Origin of the sequence: Aquitalea magnusonii, from assembly GCF_003202035.1 — a bacterium.
Taxonomy (GTDB): Bacteria; Pseudomonadota; Gammaproteobacteria; order Burkholderiales; family Chromobacteriaceae; genus Aquitalea; species Aquitalea magnusonii.
The window spans coordinates 1-24,734 of record NZ_QJKC01000006.1 but is presented as its reverse complement, the minus strand read 5'-3'; the positions used below and the strand labels follow the sequence as shown (position 1 = coordinate 24,734).

The 24,734-nt window shown below is 57.5% G+C and carries 24 protein-coding genes; 10 read left to right on the top strand and 14 right to left on the bottom strand.

Translation table 11 applies throughout. The annotated features are described in order from the left end of the window. Positions 1 to 13: 13 nt before the first annotated feature. From dxs to DFR38_RS07760, 3 genes are read right to left on the bottom strand one after another with little or no spacing between them, the layout of a single operon-like run. Complete coding sequence (gene dxs, locus DFR38_RS07770) at positions 14 to 1,867, bottom strand: 1-deoxy-D-xylulose-5-phosphate synthase (protein WP_110313234.1); 1,854 nt, start codon at positions 1,865 to 1,867, stop codon at positions 14 to 16. 16 nt (positions 1,868 to 1,883) lie between these two features. After that, the gene (locus tag DFR38_RS07765; RefSeq protein ID WP_059284793.1) at positions 1,884 to 2,780 is read right to left on the bottom strand and encodes a polyprenyl synthetase family protein; all 897 of its coding nucleotides are present in this window, start codon (positions 2,778 to 2,780) and stop codon (positions 1,884 to 1,886) included. After that, positions 2,770 to 3,003 (bottom strand): exodeoxyribonuclease VII small subunit, encoded by a 234-nt coding sequence (locus DFR38_RS07760; RefSeq protein WP_059284794.1) that lies wholly within the window; start codon positions 3,001 to 3,003, stop codon positions 2,770 to 2,772. Before DFR38_RS07760 ends, DFR38_RS07765 begins: the two co-directional genes overlap by 11 nt. A gap of 164 nt (positions 3,004 to 3,167) precedes the next feature. Between DFR38_RS07760 and DFR38_RS07755 the strand changes: the two genes are divergently transcribed. Continuing rightward, a complete protein-coding gene (locus tag DFR38_RS07755; RefSeq protein ID WP_059284795.1) occupies positions 3,168 to 4,001 on the top strand; it encodes an SDR family oxidoreductase in 834 nt (277 codons plus the stop codon). Positions 4,002 to 4,574: 573 nt separating this feature from the next. Here the strand turns inward: DFR38_RS07755 and DFR38_RS07750 are convergent. From DFR38_RS07750 to DFR38_RS07725, 6 genes are all read right to left on the bottom strand, one after another. Beyond that, positions 4,575 to 5,582: an aldo/keto reductase gene (locus DFR38_RS07750; protein WP_059284796.1), complete on the bottom strand. Its 1,008-nt coding sequence runs from the start codon at positions 5,580 to 5,582 to the stop codon at positions 4,575 to 4,577. A 58-nt stretch (positions 5,583 to 5,640) separates the two neighbouring features. Continuing rightward, on the bottom strand, positions 5,641 to 6,024 hold the full coding sequence (locus DFR38_RS07745; protein ID WP_059284797.1) for a tautomerase family protein: 384 nt from the start codon (positions 6,022 to 6,024) through the stop codon (positions 5,641 to 5,643). 89 nt (positions 6,025 to 6,113) lie between these two features. Continuing rightward, complete coding sequence (locus DFR38_RS07740; protein ID WP_059284798.1) at positions 6,114 to 7,181, bottom strand: alkene reductase; 1,068 nt, start codon at positions 7,179 to 7,181, stop codon at positions 6,114 to 6,116. 50 nt (positions 7,182 to 7,231) lie between these two features. Next, entirely contained in the window at positions 7,232 to 8,020 is a 789-nt protein-coding gene (locus DFR38_RS07735; protein ID WP_059284799.1) for an SDR family NAD(P)-dependent oxidoreductase, read from the bottom strand. Positions 8,021 to 8,071: 51 nt separating this feature from the next. After that, complete coding sequence (locus DFR38_RS07730) at positions 8,072 to 9,070, bottom strand: NADP-dependent oxidoreductase (protein ID WP_059284800.1); 999 nt, start codon at positions 9,068 to 9,070, stop codon at positions 8,072 to 8,074. A gap of 59 nt (positions 9,071 to 9,129) precedes the next feature. Beyond that, complete coding sequence (locus DFR38_RS07725; RefSeq protein WP_082693283.1) at positions 9,130 to 10,047, bottom strand: alpha/beta fold hydrolase; 918 nt, start codon at positions 10,045 to 10,047, stop codon at positions 9,130 to 9,132. Between the two features lie 103 nt (positions 10,048 to 10,150). On the opposite strand from DFR38_RS07725, the gene DFR38_RS07720 reads away from it, so the two are divergent. Then, positions 10,151 to 10,594 carry a winged helix-turn-helix transcriptional regulator gene (locus tag DFR38_RS07720; RefSeq protein ID WP_059284801.1) on the top strand — a complete coding sequence of 148 codons (444 nt, stop codon included), beginning with the start codon at positions 10,151 to 10,153 and terminating at the stop codon, positions 10,592 to 10,594. A 56-nt stretch (positions 10,595 to 10,650) separates the two neighbouring features. Here the strand turns inward: DFR38_RS07720 and DFR38_RS21220 are convergent, their stop codons facing one another. Both DFR38_RS21220 and DFR38_RS07715 read right to left on the bottom strand, forming a co-directional pair. Further along, positions 10,651 to 10,812 (bottom strand): hypothetical protein, encoded by a 162-nt coding sequence (locus DFR38_RS21220; protein WP_158527711.1) that lies wholly within the window; start codon positions 10,810 to 10,812, stop codon positions 10,651 to 10,653. An 800-nt stretch (positions 10,813 to 11,612) separates the two neighbouring features. Then, the gene (locus DFR38_RS07715; protein ID WP_059284802.1) at positions 11,613 to 12,479 is read right to left on the bottom strand and encodes a LysR family transcriptional regulator; all 867 of its coding nucleotides are present in this window, start codon (positions 12,477 to 12,479) and stop codon (positions 11,613 to 11,615) included. Positions 12,480 to 12,579: 100 nt separating this feature from the next. Between DFR38_RS07715 and DFR38_RS07710 the strand changes: the two genes are divergently transcribed. Next, a complete protein-coding gene (locus DFR38_RS07710; RefSeq protein WP_059284811.1) occupies positions 12,580 to 13,050 on the top strand; it encodes a multidrug/biocide efflux PACE transporter in 471 nt (156 codons plus the stop codon). Positions 13,051 to 13,052: 2 nt separating this feature from the next. Further along, a complete protein-coding gene (locus DFR38_RS07705; RefSeq protein WP_059284803.1) occupies positions 13,053 to 13,388 on the top strand; it encodes an SMR family transporter in 336 nt (111 codons plus the stop codon). Positions 13,389 to 13,453: 65 nt separating this feature from the next. Here DFR38_RS07705 and DFR38_RS07700 read toward each other — a convergent pair whose 3' ends face one another. Continuing rightward, a complete protein-coding gene (locus DFR38_RS07700; RefSeq protein WP_059284804.1) occupies positions 13,454 to 14,725 on the bottom strand; it encodes a diguanylate cyclase in 1,272 nt (423 codons plus the stop codon). A gap of 174 nt (positions 14,726 to 14,899) precedes the next feature. On the opposite strand from DFR38_RS07700, the gene DFR38_RS07695 reads away from it, so the two are divergent. Continuing rightward, entirely contained in the window at positions 14,900 to 17,731 is a 2,832-nt protein-coding gene (locus tag DFR38_RS07695; protein ID WP_059284805.1) for a valine--tRNA ligase, read from the top strand. A 191-nt stretch (positions 17,732 to 17,922) separates the two neighbouring features. Here DFR38_RS07695 and DFR38_RS07690 read toward each other — a convergent pair whose 3' ends face one another. Next, positions 17,923 to 18,825 (bottom strand): GGDEF domain-containing protein, encoded by a 903-nt coding sequence (locus DFR38_RS07690; protein ID WP_059284806.1) that lies wholly within the window; start codon positions 18,823 to 18,825, stop codon positions 17,923 to 17,925. Between the two features lie 47 nt (positions 18,826 to 18,872). Next, positions 18,873 to 19,187, bottom strand: coding sequence for a hypothetical protein (locus DFR38_RS20975; protein WP_146215949.1), 315 nt, complete (start codon positions 19,185 to 19,187; stop codon positions 18,873 to 18,875). A gap of 136 nt (positions 19,188 to 19,323) precedes the next feature. On the opposite strand from DFR38_RS20975, the gene DFR38_RS07685 reads away from it, so the two are divergent. The 5 genes from DFR38_RS07685 to DFR38_RS21860 all read left to right on the top strand — a co-directional run. Then, positions 19,324 to 20,676, top strand: coding sequence for a hypothetical protein (locus tag DFR38_RS07685; protein ID WP_059284807.1), 1,353 nt, complete (start codon positions 19,324 to 19,326; stop codon positions 20,674 to 20,676). 30 nt (positions 20,677 to 20,706) lie between these two features. Continuing rightward, a complete protein-coding gene (locus DFR38_RS07680; protein WP_059284808.1) occupies positions 20,707 to 22,440 on the top strand; it encodes a hypothetical protein in 1,734 nt (577 codons plus the stop codon). Between the two features lie 553 nt (positions 22,441 to 22,993). Beyond that, complete coding sequence (locus DFR38_RS07675; RefSeq protein ID WP_082693284.1) at positions 22,994 to 23,230, top strand: HepT-like ribonuclease domain-containing protein; 237 nt, start codon at positions 22,994 to 22,996, stop codon at positions 23,228 to 23,230. A 98-nt stretch (positions 23,231 to 23,328) separates the two neighbouring features. Continuing rightward, on the top strand, positions 23,329 to 24,132 hold the full coding sequence (locus tag DFR38_RS07670; RefSeq protein ID WP_082693285.1) for a DUF2971 domain-containing protein: 804 nt from the start codon (positions 23,329 to 23,331) through the stop codon (positions 24,130 to 24,132). Between the two features lie 482 nt (positions 24,133 to 24,614). Next, positions 24,615 to 24,734, top strand: a 120-nt coding sequence (locus DFR38_RS21860; protein ID WP_146215901.1) for a helix-turn-helix domain-containing protein, incomplete at its 3' end; no start/stop codon positions are given.

The window sequence follows — 24,734 nt, the reverse complement described above, 5'->3', positions numbered from 1 at the left end:
TGCCCGGCGGCGTTTACTGCTGCGGCAACCAGCTGCGGATGCTGGCTTCGATGCCGGCGGCGTTCAGGCCGCAATCGGCCAGCAGCACGGTGGGGTCGCCATGTTCGACATAGTCGTCCGGCAGGCCCAGCAGCAAGGCCGGCTTGACGATGCCCATGGCCTGCATGGCTTCCAGACAGCCGGAACCGGCACCACCCATCACCACGTTTTCTTCCACGGTGACCATGTAGTCATGCGTGTCGGCCAGTTGGCGGATCAGGGCCGTGTCCAGCGGTTTGACAAAGCGCATGTCGGCTACCGAGGCATCCAGCGCCTCGGCCGCGGCCAGTGCCGGCGCCACCATGCTGCCAAAGGCCAGTATCGCCACCTTGCCCTGGCCGCTGCGGCGCAGCACCCCCTTGCCCAGCGGCAACGCGCTCATTTCCTGCTGGATTTCCGCACCCGGACCCACGCCGCGCGGGTAGCGCACGGCGCTGGGACTATCCAGCTGGAAGGCGGTATACAGCAGCTGGCGGCATTCGTTTTCGTCAGACGGGGTGATCACCGTCATATTGGGAATGCAGCGCAGGAAGGAAATGTCGAAGGCGCCGGCGTGGGTCGGGCCGTCCGCTCCCACCAGGCCGGCACGGTCGATGGCAAACAGCACCGGCAGGTTTTGCAGTGCCACATCGTGGATCAGCTGGTCGTAGCCGCGCTGCAGGAAAGTGGAGTAGATCGCCACCACCGGCTTGGCGCCATCACAGGCGAGGCCGGCGGCAAAGGTCACGGCATGCTGCTCGGCAATCGCCACGTCGAAGTAGCGCTCCGGGTGTTCCTTCTCGAAACGCACCAGGCCGGAGCCTTCGCGCATGGCCGGGGTGATGCCCACCAGGCGCGCATCCAGCTTGGCCATATCGCAGATCCAGTCGCCAAACACCTGGGTGTATTGCGGCTTGCCGCCGCTCTTGCTGCCGGCCAGGCCGTTGGCCGGGTCGAACTTGGTGACGCCGTGGTATTTGACCGGATCGTTTTCCGCCAGCTTGTAGCCGTGGCCCTTCTTGGTGACGATATGCAGGAACTGCGGCCCTTTCAGGCTGCGGATGTTCTTGAGCGTGTCCACCAGCACATCGATATCGTGGCCGTCGATGGGCCCGATATAGTTGAAGCCAAACTCTTCGAACAGGGTGCCGGGGGTGAAGAAGCCCTTGACGTGTTCTTCCACCTTGCTGGCGATTTCCTTCAGCGGCGGGGCAATGCCCAGCACCTTGCTGGAGCCTTCGCGCATGGCGGCATAAAAGCGGCCGGACATCAGCTTGGCCAGATAATTGTTGAGCGCGCCGACATTGGGCGAAATCGACATGTCGTTGTCGTTGAGGATGACCAGCAAGTCGGTATCCATCGCTCCGGCATTGTTCAGCGCCTCGAAAGCCTGGCCGGCCGTCATGGCGCCGTCACCGATGATGGCCACGCACTTGCGCTCCAGCCCCTGCAGCCTGGCGGCTACCGCCATGCCCAGTGCCGCACCGATGGAGGTGGAGGAATGACCCACGCCAAAGGTGTCGTAGGGCGATTCCTCGCGCTTGGGGAAGCCGGCCAGCCCGCCTTGCTGGCGCATGCTGCCCATGCGTTCGCGACGGCCGGTGAGAATCTTGTGCGGATAGGTCTGGTGGCCCACATCCCATACCAGCCTGTCGTCCGGCGTGTTGAACACATAGTGCAGGGCGATGGTCAGCTCGATGCTGCCCAGGTTGGAGGCAAAGTGGCCGCCGGTCTTGCTGACCGTGTCGACCAGAAATGCGCGCAGTTCCGTGGCCAGTTGCGGCAGTTGCTGGCGGCTGAGGGCGCGCAGGTCGGAGGGCAGGTGGATGGTGTCGAGCAGCGGGGTCATTGTTGTTCTTCTGCGGTTAAAACGAGCGGGCTACGATATAGTCGGCCAGTTGTTTCAGTCGGTCGGCATCCGGTCCGAAGCCTTCCAGTGCGGCAAAGGCTTCGGCGCACAGTTCGCGGGCGAACTGCTTGGCTTCGGCCAGTCCCATCAGGCTGACATAGGTCGGTTTGTCGTTGGCGGCATCCTTGCCGGCGGTCTTGCCCAGCGTGGCGGTGTCGGCTTCGCAGTCCAGCACGTCGTCCACCACCTGGAAGGCCAGGCCAATGCGTTTGGCAAAGATGTCCAGCTGTTCGGTCTGGGCGGTCGACAGCGGCTTGCCGGCTTGTGCGCCCAGCATCACCGCGGCGCGGATCAGTGCACCGGTTTTCAGCATGTGCATGAATTCCAGCTCGGGCAGGTTCAGCTGCTGGCCGACGCTGGCCAGGTCGATGGCCTGGCCACCGGCCATGCCACCATGACCGGAGGCGCGTGCCAGCGTGTGGCACAGGCTGAGCTGGGCGGCCGGGCTGACCCCTTGCATGGGGGTGGAGATCAGTTCGAAGGCCAGCGTCTGCAGTGCATCGCCCACCAGCAGGGCGGTGGCTTCGTCAAACGCCACATGACAGGTGGGCTTGCCACGGCGCAGCACATCGTCGTCCATGCAGGGCAGGTCGTCGTGCACCAGCGAATAGGCGTGGATCATCTCCACTGCGGCGGCGGCGCGGGCCAGGTTCTCGGTACTGGCGCCGCTCAGTTCGCCAGCGGCAAACACCAGCAGCGGGCGCACCCGCTTGCCGCCCTGCAGCGTGACATAGCGCATGGCTTCATGCAGGCGTTGCGGCAGACTGTCGGCGGAGGGCAGAAAACGCTCCAGCGCGGTTTCCATGGTTTGCTGGATCTGCGTCATCCAGCCGATGAAGGATTCATTGGCCATTGCTGAGGTCCAGCGGTTTGAGTTCGTCGTTTTCCAGAATTTTCAGCTGCTGCTCGGCGTCGGACAATTTGCCCTGGCAGAACTTGATCAGCTCGATGCCTTGCTTGTACGAGGTGAGCGCAGACTCCAGCGGCAGGTCGCCGCCTTCCATCGCCTGGATGATGTCCTCCAGCTGGGCCAGTGCGGTTTCAAAGCTGGCCGGGGCTTTGGCGGATTTCGCCATGGCGTTTTCCTTGTTGCAAAATCAGGTAGTCGGCCATTTTATTCCATTTCTCCGGCAACACGATAACTTTGTCAGGCGTGAGCGCGGCAGCGAAAGCGCTTTAGCAATGCCGGGCGGATGGTGTAGGGTGCCGGCTGTCTGTCCGAACATGAGAAGGAATTCCGGTGCACGCCCACCCCTGCATTCTGATTACCGGCTGCTCCAGCGGCATTGGTTACCACACGGCAAAACTGTTGCAGCAGCGCGGCTGGCGGGTGTTTGCCAGCTGCCGCAGCGCCGACGATGTGGCCCGGCTGCAAGCCGAAGGGCTGGAGAGCCTGCCGCTGGATGTGTGCGACAGCGCATCCATTCAGCAGGCGCTGGCCGAGGTATTGCGCCGCAGCGGTGGCCGGCTGGATGCGCTGTTCAATAATGCAGGCTTTGGCCAGCCGGGCGCGGTGGAAGACATCAGCCGCCAGGCCATGCGCGAACAGTTCGAAACCAATCTGTTCGGGCCGTGGGAGCTGACCAATGCCGTGCTGCCCATCATGCGCGCCCAGGGCCATGGCCGCATCATCTATAACAGTTCCATTCTGGGCTTTGCCGCCATGCGCTGGCGCGGTGCCTATAACGCCAGCAAGTTCGCCATGGAGGGCCTGTGCGACACCTTGCGTCAGGAGCTGCACGGCACCGGCATTTTTGTGTCGCTGGTGGAGCCGGGGCCGATTGAAAGCCGCTTCCGCCCCAATGCCCTGCAGCGCTTCCTGAAAAATGTCGATGTGACGGGCAGTGTGCACCGCGAGGAGTACGAACGCCAATTGGTGCGGCTGAAAAAGGAAGGCCACGCCGCCCCCTTTACCCTGCCGGCCACCGCCGTGGCGGAGGCGGTATGGCGCGCCATTACCGTGGCACGCCCGGCCGCACGCTACCGCGTGACCACACCCACCAAGCTGTTCTGGTTCTTGCGCCGGGTGTTGCCGACGCGGGCTTTCGACTGGGCGCTGCGCAAGGCGGTGTAATGGCGGGCGGCCATCCGGCTGCCTCTGCCAGCGCTTGCCGCGGCACGCCAAGGGGCTGAGTTTACGTCTGTTGGTGCGGATGATGTTTGACATGCCGCTTCCGTGCGGCAGACGGGAAGGAGGGCTTGTGTGGCCAAGCCCTCCTTCACCTCCAAGGCCACCCCACAAGCATGGCCTGCGGCTTCCCTCCGGGGCCTGACCGCGGCGAGGCGCGCCTGAACTCGCGATTTGCTAACGTCAAATCGCTCAGACAGGGCAGGCGCTTAAAACCTCGCCCCGGCCACCCGTCGGCATGCTTGACGGGGCCCGTGGGTGGTGTCGGTGCGGTGGTAAGGGCCGGGAGATGTAGCTGGCTTCGTATGGCCCAACTAACATGGGGAACGGAATTACTGCTTTCGACCCAAAGCTGTCATCCGGGGGTGTCCACTGAACTACCGTAGTTCGGCCGAAGCGGACTTTGATTGTCCATGGAAAAAATGGCTGCTTTCCATATGAAAGCAGCCATCAATGTAGCAAGCAACAGAGGGGCCATGCCGCTTAAGCACGGCGCTCAAAGCAGGGAGATCGTACTGCCTACGCTACCGGGTTAGTTTGGTGATCATCATGCCAGGCAATCGGTTTTCTGCTGGCCATCGATGCACCCAGACTACTAACGGTATCAAGACGTTGAATCTGTTCTGCCGAAAGCGTCAGAGACAGCGCCTCAAGGTTGTCCTTGAGCTGGGTTGGCGAACGCGGCCCGATAATGGGTACGGAACCGTGTGTCCCGGCCCAGGCAATGGCAACCTGACTGGCACTCACCCCTAGCTCTGCGGCAATCGCCAGTACCGTGTCAAGAATCTGCGTGCGCTGGCTTGAATTCTCTGCCTGGAACACACGCCCGCCAAAACCTTCAGCCCGTCCCTTTTCCCCCTGTCGATACTTGCCGGTGAGCATACCGCCACCCAGTGGTGACCAGGTTACGATACCCAGGCCCAGCGCAAGTGATGCAGGGAACAGATCAGCTTCTGGCTCGCGGTGCACCAGACTGTGTTCAAACTGGGCCGCTGCGACGGGAACTGCGTGCGTCAATTCTGCGTAGGTGACTGCCCGGGAAAGCCGCCAGGCAGGAAAATTCGACAAGCCTGCGTACAGAATCTTGCCGGCACGTGCCAGATCTTCAAATCCGCGCACGATTTCTTCAATGGCCGTGATGCCGTCAGGATGGTGTGCCCAGTAGATGTCGATTCGATCCGTCTTGAGCCGTTTAAGGCTGGCTTCCACCGAGGCAATCATTGCCTTGCGGCTATTACCGGTTACAAGCCGGTTGGCATTAGGTTCCGCACCGTTGGTAAACTTCGTTGCCAGGACAAAATCTTCACGTCGTCCTTTCAACAGGTCTCCGAGCAGTGCTTCCGCTTGGCCGAACTGATAAATGTCTGCGGTATCAATAAAGTTACCGCCTGCCTCGGCATAGGCGTTGAAAATATCGGCAGCAACGTCCGGGTCGGCGCCATAGCCCCAGCCAGTGCCAAAGTTGCCGGTACCCAAAGCCACTTGCGATACCCGCAAGCCAGTGTTGCCAAAAATGGTGTATTTCATGCTTTGCTCCGTTAATGGAAGTATTCGTGTGCTGAATCAGCGGATGGTGCCGAGCGCATCAGTTTGCGTACTGGGCAAGGCCACTGCCGAATGACCAGTTTTCTTTTTTGACCTCGACCAGACTGATGAAGACATCCTCCAGCCGGACACCCGCTTCTGCATGGAGCCCCTCCGCAATCGTCTGATAGAGCAGCTTCTTCTGTTCTGTCGAGCGTCCTTCATTCAGCGTGATCTGGATAAACACCACGCCATCAGTCCGCTGGATTCCGAGATAGGCGGGGTCGTAGACAAAATGATTGTCGTCGTGCTCTGTCAGGACCTGAAAGTTGTCCTTGTCTGGAACATTGATCGCCTGCTTCATCGACGCGTAAACCACCTGGCCCAGTTTTTGGGCAAAGGTCGCATCAGGGTTCTTTTTGATGTCGATACGCACGAGAGGCATGTTTCCCTCCTTGAATTTGCTTGAGCATCTGCCCGGGTTGCGCAGGTCATAAGGGGGTGACCGCAAGCACAAGCGGGCTGAGACTTCGATCAATAGTCGGTGTAGCCCTTTTCACCAGGCGTGTAGAAGGTAGCGAAATCCGGCTCTGCCAGTTCCTGCCCGGTCTGCAGCTTGCTTACAAGATCAGGGTTCGAGATGAACGGACGACCAAATGCAACAAGGTCGCCACGGTTTGCATTGAGATCGGCCGTGGCGCGTGAGGCATCGTAGCCACCAGAAAGGATGTACTGCCCGTTGAATGCGCTACGGATTTTGGCTTTCAATTCGGGGCTGACTTCTGGAGCGCCCATTGCGCTGTGATCGACCACATGGATATACAGCAGGCCAAGGGTATTCAACTCATCAATCAAGCGCAGATACAGCGTGTCCATTTCTGCATCTGGTACTTGGGCATTGAAAACACCATACGGTGAGATGCGCATGCCAACGCGTTTGGAACCAATGGCAGCAACGGAGACTCTGGCCACTTCAACTGCAAAGCGGATGCGATTTTCGACCGAACCACCCCAGCGATCATTGCGCTGATTGGAGGCGGTATTAAGAAACTGGTCGATCAGATAGCCATTGGCGGCATGCAGCTCGACCCCATCGAAGCCAGCCTGTAAGGCCAGTTTGGCCGACTCGGCATATTCGGCGATGCTCTGGGCGATGTCCGCTTCATTCATTTCATGTGGCACCGGATGCGGCTGCATACCAGCCGTATCCGTCCACGTTTCACCAGGCACAGCAATCGGTGAAGGTGCCAGGACGCGAGCACCGTCCGGCATGTTGGCAGGATGGCTGACGCGCCCAGTATGCATCAATTGCACAAAAATCCTGCTCCCGGCCTGATGCACGCGCTCAGTCACCCGTTGCCAGCCCTGTACTTGCTCTGCATTGAACAGTCCGGGAATGCGCGGATAACCCAGGCCATTTGGCGATGGGGATGTCCCCTCGGTAATGATCAGTCCTGCGCCCGCCCGTTGGCTGTAGTATTCCGCCATCAAGTCATTGGGCAGATTTGTGATGGCGCGGCTTCGGGTCAGCGGTGCCATCACGATGCGATTTTTCAGCGGCAGGCTGCCAAGCTGGGTAGGGCTAAATAAGAGATTGGGCATTGAAGTGACCTTGGTGTTGGATTCACATTCTGATGAATACGGTGGATGGCTCAGTGTTGTTGCTGATAGCGTTCAGCGGCATGGGCTTGCCGAATGTCTGACATCAGCGCTTGACGCGCCCCATCCAGGGCATCCCAGCGCTCGGCAACATGCAAGGGGGGAATCGTCACCGGCTCGCGACGGTCAAAGCCAACCAGCGCGGCATCAACCAGCTCACCCACTTCCATCACCTCCGGGAGTGTGTTGACGTCAATGCCGGCGCGCTGCCAAATCTCGGTGCGGGTGGCTGCCGGCAGCACTGCTTGTACGTAAACGCCTTTGGGGGACAACTCCAGGCTCAGCCCCTGCGACAAAAACAGCACAAAGGCTTTGGTCGCGCCATAAATCGACATGCCGAATTCCGGCGCGAAACCCACCACCGAGCCGATATTGACGATGGCACCGGTACCGGACTGGGCGAGGCGCGGTGCAATCGCGGCAGCAAGCCGTGTCAAGGCGGTGGTGTTAAGCGTGATCTGGCGTTCAATCGCCTCGGCGGATTGCGCCAGGAAGTCTCCCGATTGCGCCATGCCTGCGTTATTGATCAAGATGCCGATATCTGCGTCATCACGCAGCCGCGCTTCCAGTGCTGGCAGTTCTGCCGTGTTGGTCAGGTCGGCTTGCAGTACCTCGACAGATACCTGGTGCTCGGCATGCAGGCGCAGTGCCAAGGCATCCAGGCGCGATTTGTCACGCGCAACAATAATGAGATTGTGGCCGCGACGTGCAAAGCGTTCGGCATAGGTGGCACCAATGCCGCTGGATGCACCGGTAATGAAAACGGTCGGCAGTGTAGTCATGGATTTTCTCTGGATCGGTTGATTTGGTGGGAAGGGGCAGTACCGCGCGCCTTACATCTTGACCACGACCTTGCCCTTGGATCGTCCCTGGGCCAGGTACGCAAGTGCATTTTTGGCTTGATTGAATGGAAATACCTTGTCGATTACCGGCTTGATCTGCCCTGTTTCCAGTAGCTTGCTGATGGCGGCGAGTTGACTGCCATCCGGACGGACGAAAAGAAAGGAATAAGAGACGTCCCGCTGCCGCGCCAGGCGCATGATCTTGCGGCTCATCAAGCCGAACACGAAGCGCAGCACAAAATTCAAGCGTTTTCTGCGGGCAAATGCCGCATCCAGCGGGCCAACGAGCGAGACGATCCGGCTTCCCGGTTTGAGAATGGCAAGCGATTTTTCAATGGAATCACCGCGCGTCGTGCCCAGCACGGCATCGTAGTCACGCAGCACGGTTTCGAATTCCTGCTTTTTGTAGTCGACAACCTCATCGGCACCCAGGCTGCGTACCAGATCAACATTGCCCGTACTGGTTGTGGTGCCAACCTTTGCACCCAGGTACTTGGCCAGCTGGATGGCAAACGTGCCTATCCCGCCGGACCCGGCCGGAATGAAGACCTTCTGGCCCGCCTGCAGATTGGCCCGCTCTTTCAGCGCTTGCCACGAGGTGAGGGCCACCATCGGAATGGAAGCGGCTTGCACAAAGTCCAGATTTTCAGGTTTCAGTGCAGCTGCACGCTCCGGCACAACGGCATATTCAGCAATCGCCCCGGTGCCCAGGTCGAAAATGCTGGCAAATACGGCATCGCCCGGTTTGAAGCGCGTCACATTGCTACCCACTTCGGTCACGACACCGGCCAGATCACTCCCCAGGACGGCAGGCAGCTGGAAATGCAGCACCGGCTTGAACATCCCGGTCGGAATCATATTGTCGATCGGATTAAGCCCGGCGGCGTGAACCTGCACCAGCATTTCATCGGGTTTGAGTGCTGGCCGGGGAACTTCGGTAATGCCGATCTCAGGTGACTTGCCATAACGCTTGAAGGTGAGTGCTTTCATGGTTTTCAACTTCCATCCTTGGTTCTTCATTTTTGTCTTGTCTGCTCAACCGGCTCAGTTCAATCCGCAAGAAAGTCCAACACGGCGGGCACAAACGTCCGGTAGTGCTGGAACACGCCGCCGTGTCCTGAGTCGGGATAAATCGTCAGTTGTGCATTGGGCAAGCGGCGCGCCATGTCTGCGGAATGGCTGCTGTCCACCATCAGGTCACGATCACCGTTGGCGACAAAAACCGGCTGCGTAATCACGGAGAGATCGTCTGGCGCACTCAACCCAGCAGTCTTGATGGCTTTCAATTGGGCAAGTCTGGCTTGCAGGGAAATCCCCTTGTCGCGGTTAGTCGTCCGCATTTTCAGGGCGGTGAAGTAATCACGCGCAGCGCGCTTTCCTTCAGGGGTACGAGGGAAAAACAGAAAATGTCTGGCATCGCTCCAGGTCAACGCCGCCTTGATGTAGGCCAGGACGGCCACTTTGGTCACTTTTTCAATACCGCCACCACCGCGTGGCCCGGTACCGGCCAGCACGATCCGCCGCACCAGATCCGGTGCTTGCAATGCCACCATTTGGGCAACGCCACCGCCCAGGGAGAAGCCGAGCAAATCCACCTGTGTAAAGCCCATGGCACGGATAAAGGCAATGGCATCACGCCCCATTGCTTCCACCGTCTCGGGTACACGCCCGGTCGAGGCACCCACCCCGCGGTTGTCAAATGCGATGACGCGACGCTTGGTGGCGATGCCATCGATAACACGCGGGTCCCAATCGTCCAGTACTGCCATCAGGTGATGCAGAAAAATAACCGGCACACCGGAATCGGGGCCCAGATCGCGATAGGCAAAAGACACCCCGCCAGCGTTAATGGTACGGGTTGCGACGTCCTGCCATTTCGCTTGGCATACCGGCTGCACAACATGCACGGCATGTTGCTGCGCCACTGTCTTGGCTGCCGATGAAGTGCCTGTATTGTTTGTGCTCATCAAAGAAATCTCCCGACGGGTGGATTGCCAGTCCATCAAGTGTTAGTATCAAAGTGATACGAACAATACTACCAATTTCCCGATAAGTCACTATCAAAATAGTATGGACACAGAAAATAGTTGTGCGAACCCTTGCCCGATCTCCCGCAGCCTGAGCGTTGCCGGTGATGCCTGGAGCATTTTGATCCTGCGTGATGCCCATGCCGGACTGACCCGTTTCGACCAATTCCGTAAGAGCATGGGTATTGCACCCACCATGCTGACCCGCCGTTTGGCGACACTGACTGAGGAAGGACTGCTGGAAAAACGGCGCTACTCGGAGCACCCGCCGCGTGAGGAATACCTGTTGACCGATGCAGGTCGGGATTTTTTACCGGTGCTGTTCATGATCGGGGAGTGGGGACGCAAATACCGCGGTGGTGGCAAGCTGACGCAGTTCTTTGATGCCGAAACGGGGACTGAAATTCAGGCGATTGCGGTGGATGAAGTGACCGGTGCGAAGATCGGAACGCGTCCGATGCGAGTCGTTGTGCCGGATGAGCGCTGACAGCACTGTGAATGTACAGGCTGCCAGTGCAGGGATGATTCAGCTTTCAGTCCGGCTCATTGGCTTCCATCTGCAGGGATGGCAAGCAAGCTGCTGTTTTTGATAGAGGCATTCGCTTGCTGGCTGGATTGATCTGCAGGCACGGCAAGATCATGACCAATACCAACAGACATGCATGCGAACACAAGATAAGCCAGTGGGGCGGCAATGATGAACATTTGTTTACTCCTGTATGCAGGATGGAGGGCAACTTATCCTCTATGTCACTCTGGCTGAAGCGAGATTGTTGAGAGGATTAGCATAAGTACTATTTCAGTAGTGACTTTAGCAGCACTCCTCCTTCAAGTCACTATCGAATTGATACAAACAAAGAGTTGCTCATCTTGCTGCGCGAAAAAGCCCATTGTGTGCTTTGGTATTTGATGTCAAAGCACTTCCATTGATGTAGAAGCTGGTCCACGTGTTTGACTCCCATCGCCCGCTCCACACCGGATTCCGGCAGATTCTTGATCTGCAAAAGAAAAAGCCAACCATCACCGGTTGGCTTTTTTCTTGTCTGGTCGATAGCGGGTCAGCGCTCGGTCAAGCGTTAGCAAGCAGCCAAGGCATCCGGAATCAGAATGTGGGATTGGATTTCACGACAGACCAAACGTTTTCCGCAGGCCCTTCTGGTCTTCTGACTTCAAAGCTCTTGGCAGAGGATGGCAACCCAGTGGAACGGAGATGCTGGCAATAAAATGATTGAGTCGCATCTTGTTTACTGGATATTTTTATTGTTCCTTTCAACATTAGAGCAGCCGTCTCTCATCTGGTACGCGAAGAACTGCTCTGGCCGAGCTTGAGACCTTGGCCTCATATCTCGGGCATGGCCGCTCCTGGCCGGTAGCAGCCATGCTAACGCATTGGCATAAAATTTTCTTGTCCCTGATCAGGAATCCAGCTACCCAGCGTGCTGCCTGACAAGTCGTTACCGGCACTTGGTTTACAGGACGCCGCCCACCTGGCTTTGTCACACCCGCTATCCCCCCGTCCCCATCAACTGCGCCAGCACCCAGGCCGCGGCCCGGCCGGGCTGGCGGGCGTGCGACCACACCAGGTCCACCCGGACTGATTTGGGCCAGCCGGCGACATTCAGCGCCTGTAGTTCATCTCCGCCAAAGTTGACTGCCAGCCAGCAGGGCAGTTCGGCCCAGCCAAAACCCAGCCGTGTCATTTCCAATAGCAGCAGATAGCTGGGGGCGGACCAGCAGCGTGCGCTCAGCGTGGCGCTGGGTGGGCCGTAATAGGTGTTCAGCCGCAGCTCGCGCTCGGCCGCCAGTTGTTCGCGGCTGACTTCCGGCAGTGTCGCCAGCGGGTGGCCACTGGCCACATACAGATTGCTCTGGCTGGCATCTGCCATGGGGTAATGGCCGATGTCGGCCGGATAGCGCGCCAGGCCCGAGACAAAGCCGAGCTGGGCACGGCCACTTTCCACCAGGTCGATCACGTCTTCCTTTTCTGCCACCAGCGTTTCCAGTTCCAGCGCCGGAAACTGCTGTTCGAAACGCCGCAGCATCTGCTCCAGCGCCTGCGACTGGAAGGTGTCGGACAGCACAATGGTCAGCCGTGGCTCCAGCCCGCCGCCCAGGAGGCCGGCCACCCGGCCCAGCGCATCGCTGGCATCCAGTAGCTGGCGGGCATGGCTGAGCAATTGCTGGCCGGCCGGGGTCAGTACCGGCTGGCGTCCGCTGCGCTCGAACAGGCTGACGCCCAGGTCGATTTCCAGGTTGGCAATGGCTTCGCTGATGGTGGACTGGCTCTTGCCCAAGCGGCGGGCGGCGGCGGAGAAGGAGCCCAGTTCGGCGGCGCTGCTGAAGGCGGCGATGGCGTCTAGTGACAGTGACATATCGGACTTTCCGATGGGTTTTATTTTTTAACTATCCGTCAAACCAATCACAATGTCACCCGATCAGAACCAGTCCGCAGTATTCGCCGGAGAAAACACCATGCAGACACAACACGACAAGCCTGTCAGCGAGCGGTTTTTCCATGCCGTGCTGTACGAGCTGTGCGCCATGATCCTGCTGGTGCCGCTGGCCTCGCTGGTGATGGATACCGGCCTGGGTCATATGGGCGTGCTGGCACTGATGATGTCCAGCGTGGCCATGTTGTTCAACATGCTGTTCAACGCCCTGTTCGAGCGAGCGGAACGGCGCTGGGGGCTGACACGTACGGTGTGGGTCCGCAGCGCGCATGCCTTGCTGTTCGAAGGGGGGCTGGTGGTGATGCTGGTGCCGTTGGCGGCGTGGTGGCTGGCGGTGTCGCTGTGGCAGGCATTTTTGCTGGACCTGGGCTTTTTTGCCTTCTTCCTGCCCTATACCTATGTGTTCAATCTGGCTTACGACCGGATTCGTCTGCGTGTCATGCAGCGCAGGCATACTGCCCGGCTTCGCGCCGAGGGCGTTGCAGGAGAGTGATGATGAATAATGCGTGGATGTTCCTGGCGGTCGCCATTCTGTCCGAGGTGGTGGCCACCTCGTCGATGAAGCTGACCGAGGGCTTTACCCGGCTGGGGCCGTCGCTGGTCACGGCCATCGGCTACATGATTTCCTTTTACATGCTGTCGCTGACCCTGCGTCATGTGCCGGTAGGGGTGGTGTACGCCATCTGGTCCGGCGTGGGCATCGTGCTGGTGTCGCTGGTGGCCTGGCAGCTATACGGGCAAAAGCTGGATGTGCCGGCCATGATCGGCATTGGCATGATCATGGGCGGGGTGCTGGTGCTGAACCTGTTTTCCAAGTCGGCCAGTCATTGAGCGGCGTGCGGCGGCGGCTGCAGCACGGCCAGGGGTGAAAGGGGGGAGGGGACTTCCTCCTTTTTTCATGCCGATGCCACGGAGGCCGGGTCGCTGGTCTGGTCGATGATGCCGCCGCATACCTGGTTGCGGCCATTGTGCTTGGCCTGGTACAGATAGTTGTCGGCCTGTTTCAGCAGGGTGCTGATATCGGCTTCCTCGGCAGCGGCCATGCCGATGCTGACCGTGAAGCGCAGATCGCCCAGTGGCGTGCTGATGCTGAGATTGGCCAGCGCCCGCCGCAGCTTGTCCAGCTGGCGCAGCATGTCGGGGGCGTCCAGCGGCTGTGCCAGGATGACAAATTCCTCGCCACCGAAGCGGGCGATGATGTCGTCCGGGAAAAACGATTCCAGCAAGCGCGCCGTCTGGCAGATCACCTGGTCGCCGATATCATGGCCAAAGCCATCGTTGATGCGCTTGAACAGGTCGATGTCCAGCACCGCCACGCTGTAGTTGTGGCGCAGGCTGGCCACCTGCTCGAAAAAATGACGACGGTTGGACAGGCCGGACAGCGGGTCCTTGTTGGCGGATTCCTGCAGCGCCTGCAGGTTTTCCACAAATTCCACGTTACGGGTGACGCGACAGAAGAATTCTTCGTAATTGAAGGGCTTTTGCAGATAGTCATCCGCCCCGGCCTTGATGAAGCGGGCGGTCATGGTGGGGTCCTGGCTGCCGGAAATGCCGATGATGGCCAGGCGGGTGTGGTCGAGAAAGCGGCGCACCGTGCTGGTCATGCGTACCCCGTCCATGCCCGGCATGTCGTGATCGGTCAGCACCAGCTTGATGCCGGATTCGTGCCGCAGTATGCCCAGTGCCTCTTCGGCATCGGCGGCTTCCAGTACCTGATAGAGATGGCGCTCCAGCTGCAGGCGCAAGAACTGGCGCACCGCTTGTGAATCGTCCACCACCAGCACCTTGATGCCGGGATTGATGCGGATGCGGCGCAGCATCTTCATCACGTATTCAAAGGCGGACGGGCTTTCCTTGGGGATGTAGTCCACCACCGGCATGCACAGCACGCGTTCACGCGTCTGCATGTCGTTATGCGCGGTCAGCACCACGGTGGGAATGCGGTTTTCCAGCAAGAGCGGCAGCACTTCGCCGTTGGGCGCGTCCGGCAGACAATAATCCGCCACGGCAGCCATGAAGCGCGGGTCGTCCGCCAGTGCCTGGCGGACTTCGGCCATGCTGGTGACGGGAACCGCGACAAAGCCCTGCTTGTTGACCATCCGGCATAGCGGACGGATCAGCATCAGGCTGTCTTCGATCACGAGAATGCGCGGGGCTGCCGTGCTCATGGTGAATTGCTGTCCGTCAAGATAGATTTCCGCATTATTGACGAAGCCAGACTATCTGTCAGTAAAGCTTGTGTTAAACCAACAACAAATGCCCGCTGCCAGCGGCTCGGAGAACACCGCAAAAAAGGGTATAATCGACCCATTTTTTCAGCATAAGACGCACCATTCACCACCATGGAACTTGCCAAGAGCTTTGAACCGGGCGATATCGAACGTCGCTGGTACGACCAATGGGAACAGGCCGGCTATTTCAAGCCGAGCATGGACACCACCAAGCCTTCCTTTGCCATCCAGCTGCCGCCGCCCAATGTCACCGGCACCCTGCACATGGGTCACGCCTTCAACCAGACCATCATGGATGGCCTGACGCGCTACTACCGCATGAAGGGCAACAACACGGTATGGATTCCCGGTACCGACCACGCCGGCATCGCCACCCAGATCGTGGTGGAACGCCAGCTGGCCGAGCAGGGCATCAACCGCCACGACATGGGCCGCGACGCGTTTACCGCCAAGGTGTGGGAATGGAAGGAAAAATCCGGCGGCACCATTACCAGCCAGATGCGCCGCGTGGGCTGCTCGGTGGACTGGAGCCGTGAATACTTCACCATGGACGATGTGCGCGCCGAAGTGGTGACCGAAGTGTTCGTGCGCCTGTTCGAGCAAGGCCTGATCTACCGTGGCAAGCGCCTGTCCAACTGGGACCCGAAACTGGGTACCGCCATCTCCGACCTCGAAGTGGTTTCCGAGGAAGAAGACGGCCATATGTGGCACATCAAATACCCGGTAGTCGGTAGCGACGAGTTTGTCACCGTGGCCACCACCCGTCCGGAAACCCTGCTGGGCGACGTGGCCGTGGCCATCAACCCCAGCGACGAACGCTACCAGCACCTGCTGGGCAAGCAGCTGGAACTGCCGCTGACCGGCCGCACCATCCCGGTGATTGCCGACGACTACGTGGATGCCGCCTTTGGCACCGGCTTCGTCAAGATCACCCCGGCGCACGACTTCAACGACTACCAGGTGGGCAAGCGCCACAACACCCCGCTGATCAATGTGATGAGCCTGGAAGCCACCATGCTGGCCCGTGCCCAGGTGTTCGGCTTCGACGGCTCGGTACAAGGCAGCATCGACCTGCCGGCCGCCTATGCCGGCCTCAGCACCAGCGCCGCCCGTAAGGCCATGCTGGCCGACCTGGAAGCCCAGGGCCTGCTGCTGGAAACCAAACCGCACAAGCTGATGGTGCCGCGTGGCGACCGTACCGGCTCCGTCATCGAACCCCTGTTGACCGACCAGTGGTTTGTCGCCATGGACAAGGTCGCCGTGGACAAGAACGGCCAGCCCGACCCCACCGGCCAGTCCATCGCCGCCAAGGCCATCGACGCGGTACAGTCCGGCGAAGTGCGTTTCATCCCGGAAAACTGGGTCAACACCTACAACCAGTGGATGAACAACATCCAGGACTGGTGCATCAGCCGCCAGTTGTGGTGGGGCCACCAGATTCCGGCCTGGTACGACGAAGACGGCAACATCATCGTCGCCCGCAGCGAAGCCGAAGCCCAGGCACAAGCCCCGGGCAAGACGCTGCGCCGCGAACAGGACGTGCTGGACACCTGGTTCTCCTCCGCCCTGGTGCCGTTCTCCACTCTGGGCTGGCCGGAAGAAACGCCAGAGCTGAATGCCTTTGTCACCTCCAATGTGCTGGTGACCGGTTATGAAATCATCTTCTTCTGGGTGGCCCGGATGATCATGATGACCAAGCACTTCACCGGCAAGGTGCCGTTCCGCGACGTGTACATCCACGGCATGGTGCGCGACCACGAAGGCAAGAAGATGTCCAAGTCCGAGGGCAATGTGATTGACCCGGTGGACCTGATCGACGGCATCGCCCTGCAACCGCTGATCGAAAAACGCACCACCGGCCTGCGCCGCCCGGAAAAAGCCCCGGCCATTGCCAAGGCCACCGAAAAGCTGTTCCCGGAAGGCATTCCGGCCTATGGTACCGACGCCCTGCGTTTCACCATGGCCAGCTACGCCACCCTGGGCCGCAGCGTCAACTTCGACTTCAAGCGGGCAGAAGGCTACCGCAACTTCTGCAACAAGCTGTGGAACGCCACCCGCTTTGTGATGATGAATGTGGAAGGCAAGGACTGCGGCCAGGATGAAAGCCTGCCGCTGGAATACAGCTTTGTCGACCAGTGGATCATCGGCCGCCTGCAACAGGCCGAAGCCGACGTGACCAATGCGCTGGAAACCTACCGTTTCGACCTGGCCGCCCAGATCATTTACGAATTCATCTGGAACGAATACTGCGACTGGTATGTGGAACTGGCCAAGGTTCAGCTGCAAAACGGCAACGAAGCCCAGCAACGCGCCACCCGCCGTACCATCGTGCGCGTGCTGGAAGTAGCCCTGCGCCTGACTCACCCGCTGATGCCCTTCATCACCGAAGAGCTGTGGCAGACCGTGGCCCCGCTGGCCAATGCCAAGAAGACCGATTCCATCATGCTGGCGCAATGGCCGGTGGCGGTGCCGGAGAAGATCAATGCCGAGGCCAATGCCCGCATGGAGGCCTTCAAGGACATGGTCAACGCGGTGCGCAACCTGCGCGGCGAAATGGGCATCGGCCCGGCCGTCAAGGCGCCGCTGTTCATTGAAACCAGCGATGCTGCGGTAGCGGACTTCATCCCTTACCTGAAGCTGCTGGCCCGCCTGACCGAGGGCAGCATTGTTGCCGCCCTGCCGGCCGACGACGCCCCGGTGGCCATGTCCGGCAACGCCCGCCTGATGCTGAAGGTGGAAGTGGACAAGGCGGCCGAAACGGCCCGCCTCACCAAGGAGCTGGGCAAGCTGGAGGCCGAGCTGGCCAAGCTGAGCGCCAAGCTGGAAAAGCCGGGCTATGTCGACAAGGCCCCGGCGCATCTGGTGGAACGCGACAAGGCGCAACTGGCCGAGCTGAACGACAAGATGGACAAGGTGAAAGGTCAGCTGGCCAAGCTGGCCTGATCGGCTTTATCCCGCAGGCAAAGCCCACCGTAACGGTGGGCTTTTTTGTGGCTGCAATGGGGCAGGGGATTGCTGTTGGCACAGAAGGAGCAAGAGCGGCTGATGCAGCTGGGGTGGCCAATATGCCTGTTGTGGCAGGATTAGCCACGCGCACCTGCCGGCAAAAAACCATGACTGGCCGGGGAGGTGGCTCAGGCCGGAATAATCCGGTTCTTCCCGCCGTTTTTGGCCTGGTACAGAGCCAGGTCGGCCCGTCTAATCGCATCTTCGTATGAGCGATCTTCCTGCATGATGGTCGTGATACCCATGCTCACGGTCACAACGGCATCATCCACCAGGAAGCGGCTCAACTGTTTCCTGGAGAGCTCGTGTATCTGTCTGGCCAGCTGCATGGCCTGCTCCAGCCCGGTATCGGGGAAGGTAATCACAAATTCATCACCACCAAAGCGGTAGGCGCCATCATTTTCGCGGAGTGCCTGGCGACAAATATGGGCGACTACCCGGATGGCCTCATCACCTTCATGATGTCCTTTGCTGTCGTTAACCCTTTTGAGATTATCAAGATCGAACATCAGGATGGATGTGGGTACGGCAGCCCGTACATAGGATTTGTAGTGCAGGGTCAGGTCATGCTGCAGTTTCCTGCGATTGAACAGGCCGGTAAGCTGGTCGGTTTCGCCCAGCTCCCGCAGTCTGATTTCCAGCTCGTGACGCTCTGAAATATTACTGGCAACCCAGAGCACCACCTCTTCGCCCTCAACCGGGAAGCTCAGGGCCTGAATGCGTCCTTCGAACCAGATCGGTTTGGCCGGGCCATCATCGGGCAGACCTTGCACATCGCTATTGCTCAATTCGTATTCTTCGATAAGCAGTTTTCTGGACTCCAGCGCCCGGGCAATCTGCTCCAGAAACCAGTTGGCCTTGGCGGGCTTGATCAAATCCGAAATGTACAGACCAACCAGGCCGGAGCCATCGTGATAATAGCGCTTGTCACGACCACCAAATACCGCAACGTATTTTCCACTGCGGGACAGAATAAAGGCAGGGTCTGGCAAGGTATCAAGAATGATGGCCATCTGCTCAATGTTGATCATGAAGCACTTCTTCTGCGTGACTTGCAATAAGTGACACCTTAGTCAAATCAAAACATAAATGCACGGTTTATTCCTGGATGTTTCAACAGGCCCATCATTGCGGCGAGACCGCGGCTGGCTGTCTGAGCGATTGGACCATGGCTGGTCGTGAGTGCCAGTGGCGACGGCAAGGAGCTCCAACGCTTCTGATTGATGACTTTCTGTTTATCTTCGTCCGGTGCGGGCAGATGCATCTGGCACAAAGTGGCTTTGTGCGCGGATCTGCAGCGCACGGCCTGTACGGCCAGGGCTGCAGTCGCGTTGCGGGTTTCTTCGCGAATGGCTGGTGTTGTGCGGGTTTGTGTGTGTGGTTTGACGATCATGGGGATTGGATAGGGATAGCCCTGCCCTGACGGGTGGGGCAAGCACTGCAGATGCGTTTGCCTAAATTAATGTCAAAAATGCGATACCCAATGCATTTGTGGTTAGAATATGCCAAACAGAACTTTGCCTTGCACCATGAAATACCTGAGTCTTGCCTCTCTTTGTTCGACAATCCTGCTTGCTGCATGCAGTTCAACTGCCTACACCGTTGATGACGGAAGAAAGGTCAATCAGCAACTGCTGACCAACATCAAACTATATGGCCAAGGCGAACGGGTGTTGCGCCCGGCGATTGTCCGATCAGCCACCATGAACGACCAACAGTGCGCAAAGCGCTGGGAATTACCCTTCAGTGTTGCCAGCAGCTACCTTGTCGAGGACAAGACAGATCGTGTGGCGTGGGTACGTGGACTGAATGTCGACGAGCGGCTGACCGTCGTTGGTGCCGCTCCCGCAAGCGGACTGGCCATTGGTGACAAACTGACCCAGCTGGATGGCTACCATACCGATGACTCGGAAAAAATGCTGAAAAAGCTGGAAGCCTTGCGCGAGGATGGCTCTGCATTTCCCGTCGTGACGGATAAAGGCAAGACCATCACCATCAATCCGGTACAGGTATGCCGTGGCCTGATCCGGCTGGCGCCCCCGACTGCCCCTTACAGTCAAAGCTTTCACTGGGAAAAAATTGTCTACCCACTGGAGATTTTCAACCCCGCGCTCACCGAGGATGAAGCACTGTGGATGGTGGTGTGGGGGCAAGGAGTCTCCGAGGAGGGCGGGACAAGAATGAAGAGCTACGCCGCGGCGCGCTGGGTCATCGACAAGACCATCACCGTTGCAAGTCTGGCCATGTCGGGAGGTGCGATCTATCAGGCTGGTAAAGCCGCATCGACACAGATCATGGCACAAGCGAGTTCGGCAGCGGCACAGGCCGCGACAAACGAAATCGCCAAACAGGCTGCCACCGAGGCTGCCAAGCAGGCTGCAGAAGCAGCGGCCAAGGCCTACCTGGAAAAGACAGCCGCCGAGATCAGTAAAAAGGTAGCCACCCAGACGGCAAGTACCGTTGCAGAATCCTACATCGCGCGTGAAGGCTTTGCTGTCGACCTGATGGATCGCGTGGCCGCAACAAGCTTTGATGATGCAGATGCCTGGGCTTATACCCGCATGTCACAATTGCATGCAGACCAGATGTCCGGGGCAAGCCTGCATTACAAGCTTTTCAGCCATAATTATCTTCATAATCCCTTTATCCTGGACAAATCCCGCCTTGATAGTCTGAATAGTTTTGTCAAATCAAAAAATGGTGAAGCGGAATTGAAGTCAGTTATCAGCGGGGGGCAAAAAGATAATATTCCACTTCTCGTTGGCGATATGCCGGAAGCCAATCCGGTAAAAACGTATGAAGACACCATGCTGCCTGCTGCGACCACATTACCTGCCGATGCGACTCATGCCCTGCTCGAGATGCCGGATGCAGGAAAATAATCATTTTATCCATTCAACTGAATTGCCATCATGTCGCGTATCAGACTAGCCTTCTTTGGACTCATCTTCTCCACATCCTTGCATGCCGAAGCGGTTTCTGTCAGTGATATGGATAACAAAACGGCAGCCGCAGACGATCAGGCACAACAATGCGTGCTACTTCTGCAAAACATACATACCGGCGTTGATCGCGCACAGGGTATGGTCGTGGCAAAGCGCTGGAAAGAAAGCCAGGAGCTTTATTCGACCAGTGCCGACGCCCTGCCACGTTTCGTGCAGCAGTGCCCGGCATTCACCGATCAGGCCCATGTACTTGAAACCCAGGTCAAGGCTGAACTACTGCAAGTAAAAGAAGCAATCAATCGCCAGCATACTTGCGATGAGGCGATCGACCACGGGTTTGATCTGGATTTGCAGACTAGTGCCGCCCGTCGTGAAAACAAAGATCCACGTTTCCTCGATAAATTACTGGTCAGTGCCGAGAATAGCTGGCAAACCGCAGTCGAAAACTGCACGGGAAGTTACCATGAATCAGCGGTAAGCAGCTTGCGCGCAGCGCAGCAGGCGCGCAAGGAAAATGCCGAATTACTGGCAGATTCACCGGCATGTGAAAATGCCTATAAAAATGCAGTGGCGATTGGTGATTTGGCCCGGCAAGCCAAAAAAGACAGACGACATGAAGAGAGCATCATGTTGTACAACAAGCTCCACATGGCATGGAACCGGGTGGCAGACAACTGCAGTGGCCCGCGCAACCAGATGGCCAAAAAGGAAATCGAGAGCAGCAGTCTTGAAGCCAGTAACGCGCAATATTGCGCACCCCAATGGGCCGATGCAGCAGAAGCAACGAAACTGCTCAATCAGGCAAAGATGTCCTCTGCAGTCTATGCCGAACGTGAACTGCTGATGAACAAGGCCGAGGTGTTGTGGCGTGAAGCTGTTGACTTATGCAAGGGTGAACCCCAAAAGCAGGCAAAGCTGAATGCCGACAGTATTGCGAAAGAGCGTGCCACGCCACTTCCCATTACGGCAATCACCGAGCTTGGCAAACATCGTCCACTGCCACCGGCGCCGGCTGTGCAGGTGACGGAAATTACCGCACCGACAGCAGCCCCGACCCTCCCTGTGCCAGACAACAAGGCGTCATTGTCTGCTCCTGCCAAAGTGAGTGCCAAAATCGTCGAGATGCCGGCGCCACAAACAGTATCCATCCCCGAAAAAGTCAATGCCCCGGTGGTAACGGACAATACGCCACTTACCGTGGTCGACAATGTTAAATTCCAGGGTGATTTTCACAGTGATGGTGGCAAGGTGACTGGTAGCGGCGTCATCGAATTTCCCGACGGCGATATCTACCGTGGCCGGATTATTCAAGGAATGCGTAGCGGAAAAGGCCGCCTGGAGTGGAAAAACGGGCAGATTTATGATGGGGATTGGGTCGATGATCACGCAACAGGTGTTGGCGCCATTCTGTTTCGAAATGGAAACCGCTACCAGGGGGATGTTGTTGATGGTGCACCCCAAGGGCAAGGGCAGCTGGACTTGAGTTCTGGCGACCGTTATGTCGGGCACTTTGACCGAGGCGTATTCAATGGGCAGGGTACTTACACTTGGAAAAGTGGGTCCTTTTATACCGGGGCCTGGAAGGATGGTAAAAAGAATGGCTTCGGCAAGACCATTCTCCCAAATGGATTTGGCTTTGAAGGTGAGTATCTTGATGATACAGAAACTGCCAATGTGAAGCGTATCAAGCCAAAATCATGATGCCATCTATTATCTATATTTGAATTGCCATGATGATGGCTCGAATATAAAGCACCATCGGTAAAAATTTTTTTGAAATGATTGCCCATGCAGAAAATGCAGCGCCAACAAGGTCGTCTGATTATTGAGCATGGCCAGTAAAACGCAACCAGCGATGCCGTGCTGGCGGATTTCATCACCTGTTGCAAGCTGCTGCCGCCTGATCGAGGGCAGCGGATGCGCAGGTGGCCATGTCCGGCAACGCCCGCCCGATGCGGTAGGTGGAGCGCGACAAGGCGCAGCTGACCGAGCTGAACGACAAGATGGACAAGGTGAAGGGGCAGTTGGCCAAGCTGGCCTGATCGGCTTCATCCCGCAGGCAAAGCCCACCGTAACGGTGGGCTTTTTTGCTTTTAACGTCAGCACTAGACTTGGCAGAAGCCGCGCAGCTTCAGGCGACAGGCAATCAGGTGATGATGTTGCAAGGGTGGCAAATAGTTCTTGGAGTGCTATGGTTGATCGCTGAACATTTCATCTGCATTCGATCAGAAAGGATGCCCATGCGCCCCTCCATATGAGTCTGATCATCATTGGTGAAGCTGCCCGCAAGGTGATGGATGGCCATGCCGGCTTCGCTCAGGTACATGCTGAAGTGCCATGGTCTTATATGCGGGGGATGCGCAATCGCATGGCGCACGGCTATTTCGATATCAATCTCGACGTGGTGTGGAACCCCATACAGACGGCGCTGCCGGCCTTGCTTGAGCTACTGCCCGCTGTGCAGCGGGATGCTGGTGACAGAGTTGAGTGACATGATTGAGAAGGTGAGGGGTGAATCGGTGGTGTTGACTTTATAGTTCATTGTCATTTGTGATAAAACCCCTATTCGTATTGAACGATGGGGGTTTTATGTTTTTGAGTCCTTCTGGTCATGCAATTTTGTATAAATATTACTCTTGGGATGCTTGGAGTAAATATGTATCTAAATCAAAGACAATTCGATTTACCAATCCCCATTATTTTAATGATCCCTTTGAATTAAGTGCGGGTTGTCATCCGTTATCAAATGTGGATTTGATGGGTGTTGATAGAGAGTGCAATATTGATCGCAATATTGTTGTATTGTGCCTGACTAGAAATCCATTGAATAGCTTGATGTGGGCTCATTATGGTGATTCCCACCGTGGTGTTGTTGTTGGCTTTGATGTTGTGTCAATGGGTTTGGGTGACAAGGATCGTTGTGTGTTGCCATACCAATTTGGTAATGTAATTTACACAAGTACTAAGCCGCAAGGATTTTATGCCGATTCTTTCAATGAAGAAATCTATTCTTTTTGTAATTATGATCCTCTTTTTTTGGAGGCATTGCAAAGAAATTATTTATATAAGAGCTATGAGTGGGCATATGAAGAAGAAGTGCGCATAGTTCGTCATCGGCGGTCTTTTTTAAGTGAAGTCTCTAGCTCAGAAGTACATTGTGTTGATATGAGCTTTAATTTGGGATCGGTCAGGGAGATTTACTTTGGGTGGCGATTTTTAATGGGTAAAAAACCACCTCGAAGTACATGTTTGAGGGCTGTGAAAGCGACTAAGCGTGATTTCCCATCTGCTAGATTAAGTTTTGTTGAGCCTGTGGGTGGTACTTGGAAATTGCAGGCGCATCATCTTGGTGATGATTGGCAGGAGTTTATTCAAGGCTATTTTGATTTTTAATATTGTTGGTTGATTCTGGTAATTTAGCTATCCATCAAAAATCCCTACCGCACCAACGCGCCCACGGGCCCCGTCAAGCATGCCGACGGGTGGCCGGGGCGAGGTCTTAAGCGCCTGCTTTGTCTGAGCGATTTGACGTTAGCAAATCGCGAGTTCAGGCGCGCCTCGGCCCGGTCGGGTCCCGGCGGGCAGCCGCAGGCCATGTTTGTGGGGTGGCCTTGGAGGTGAAGGAGGGCTTGGCCAGGCAAGCCCTCTTTCCCGTCCGCCGCGCGGAAGCGGCAGGTAAAACATCATCCGCGTAGCGGATGCAAAGCCTGTTTTGACTTGGCAATGGCAACCCGACTTTCATCCAGCCCCACTGCGTTTAACTTCGCGGGTCTCGCCCCGCCGGCGAGGTACTTTGCTTTTGCTTCGCCAAAAGAAAGTACCGGCGGTTTCAAGAGCTAAGTGCAACACCAACCAATTAAAGGTTAAGTTGTTGCATGCAAAGAACTTATGAGCACCTCAGTGCCGAAGAACGCGGGTTCATCATGGCAATGAAACAGCAGGGAGAGAGTGCCAGGGCCATTGCAAAGGCATTGCACCGGGCTCCCAGCACGATT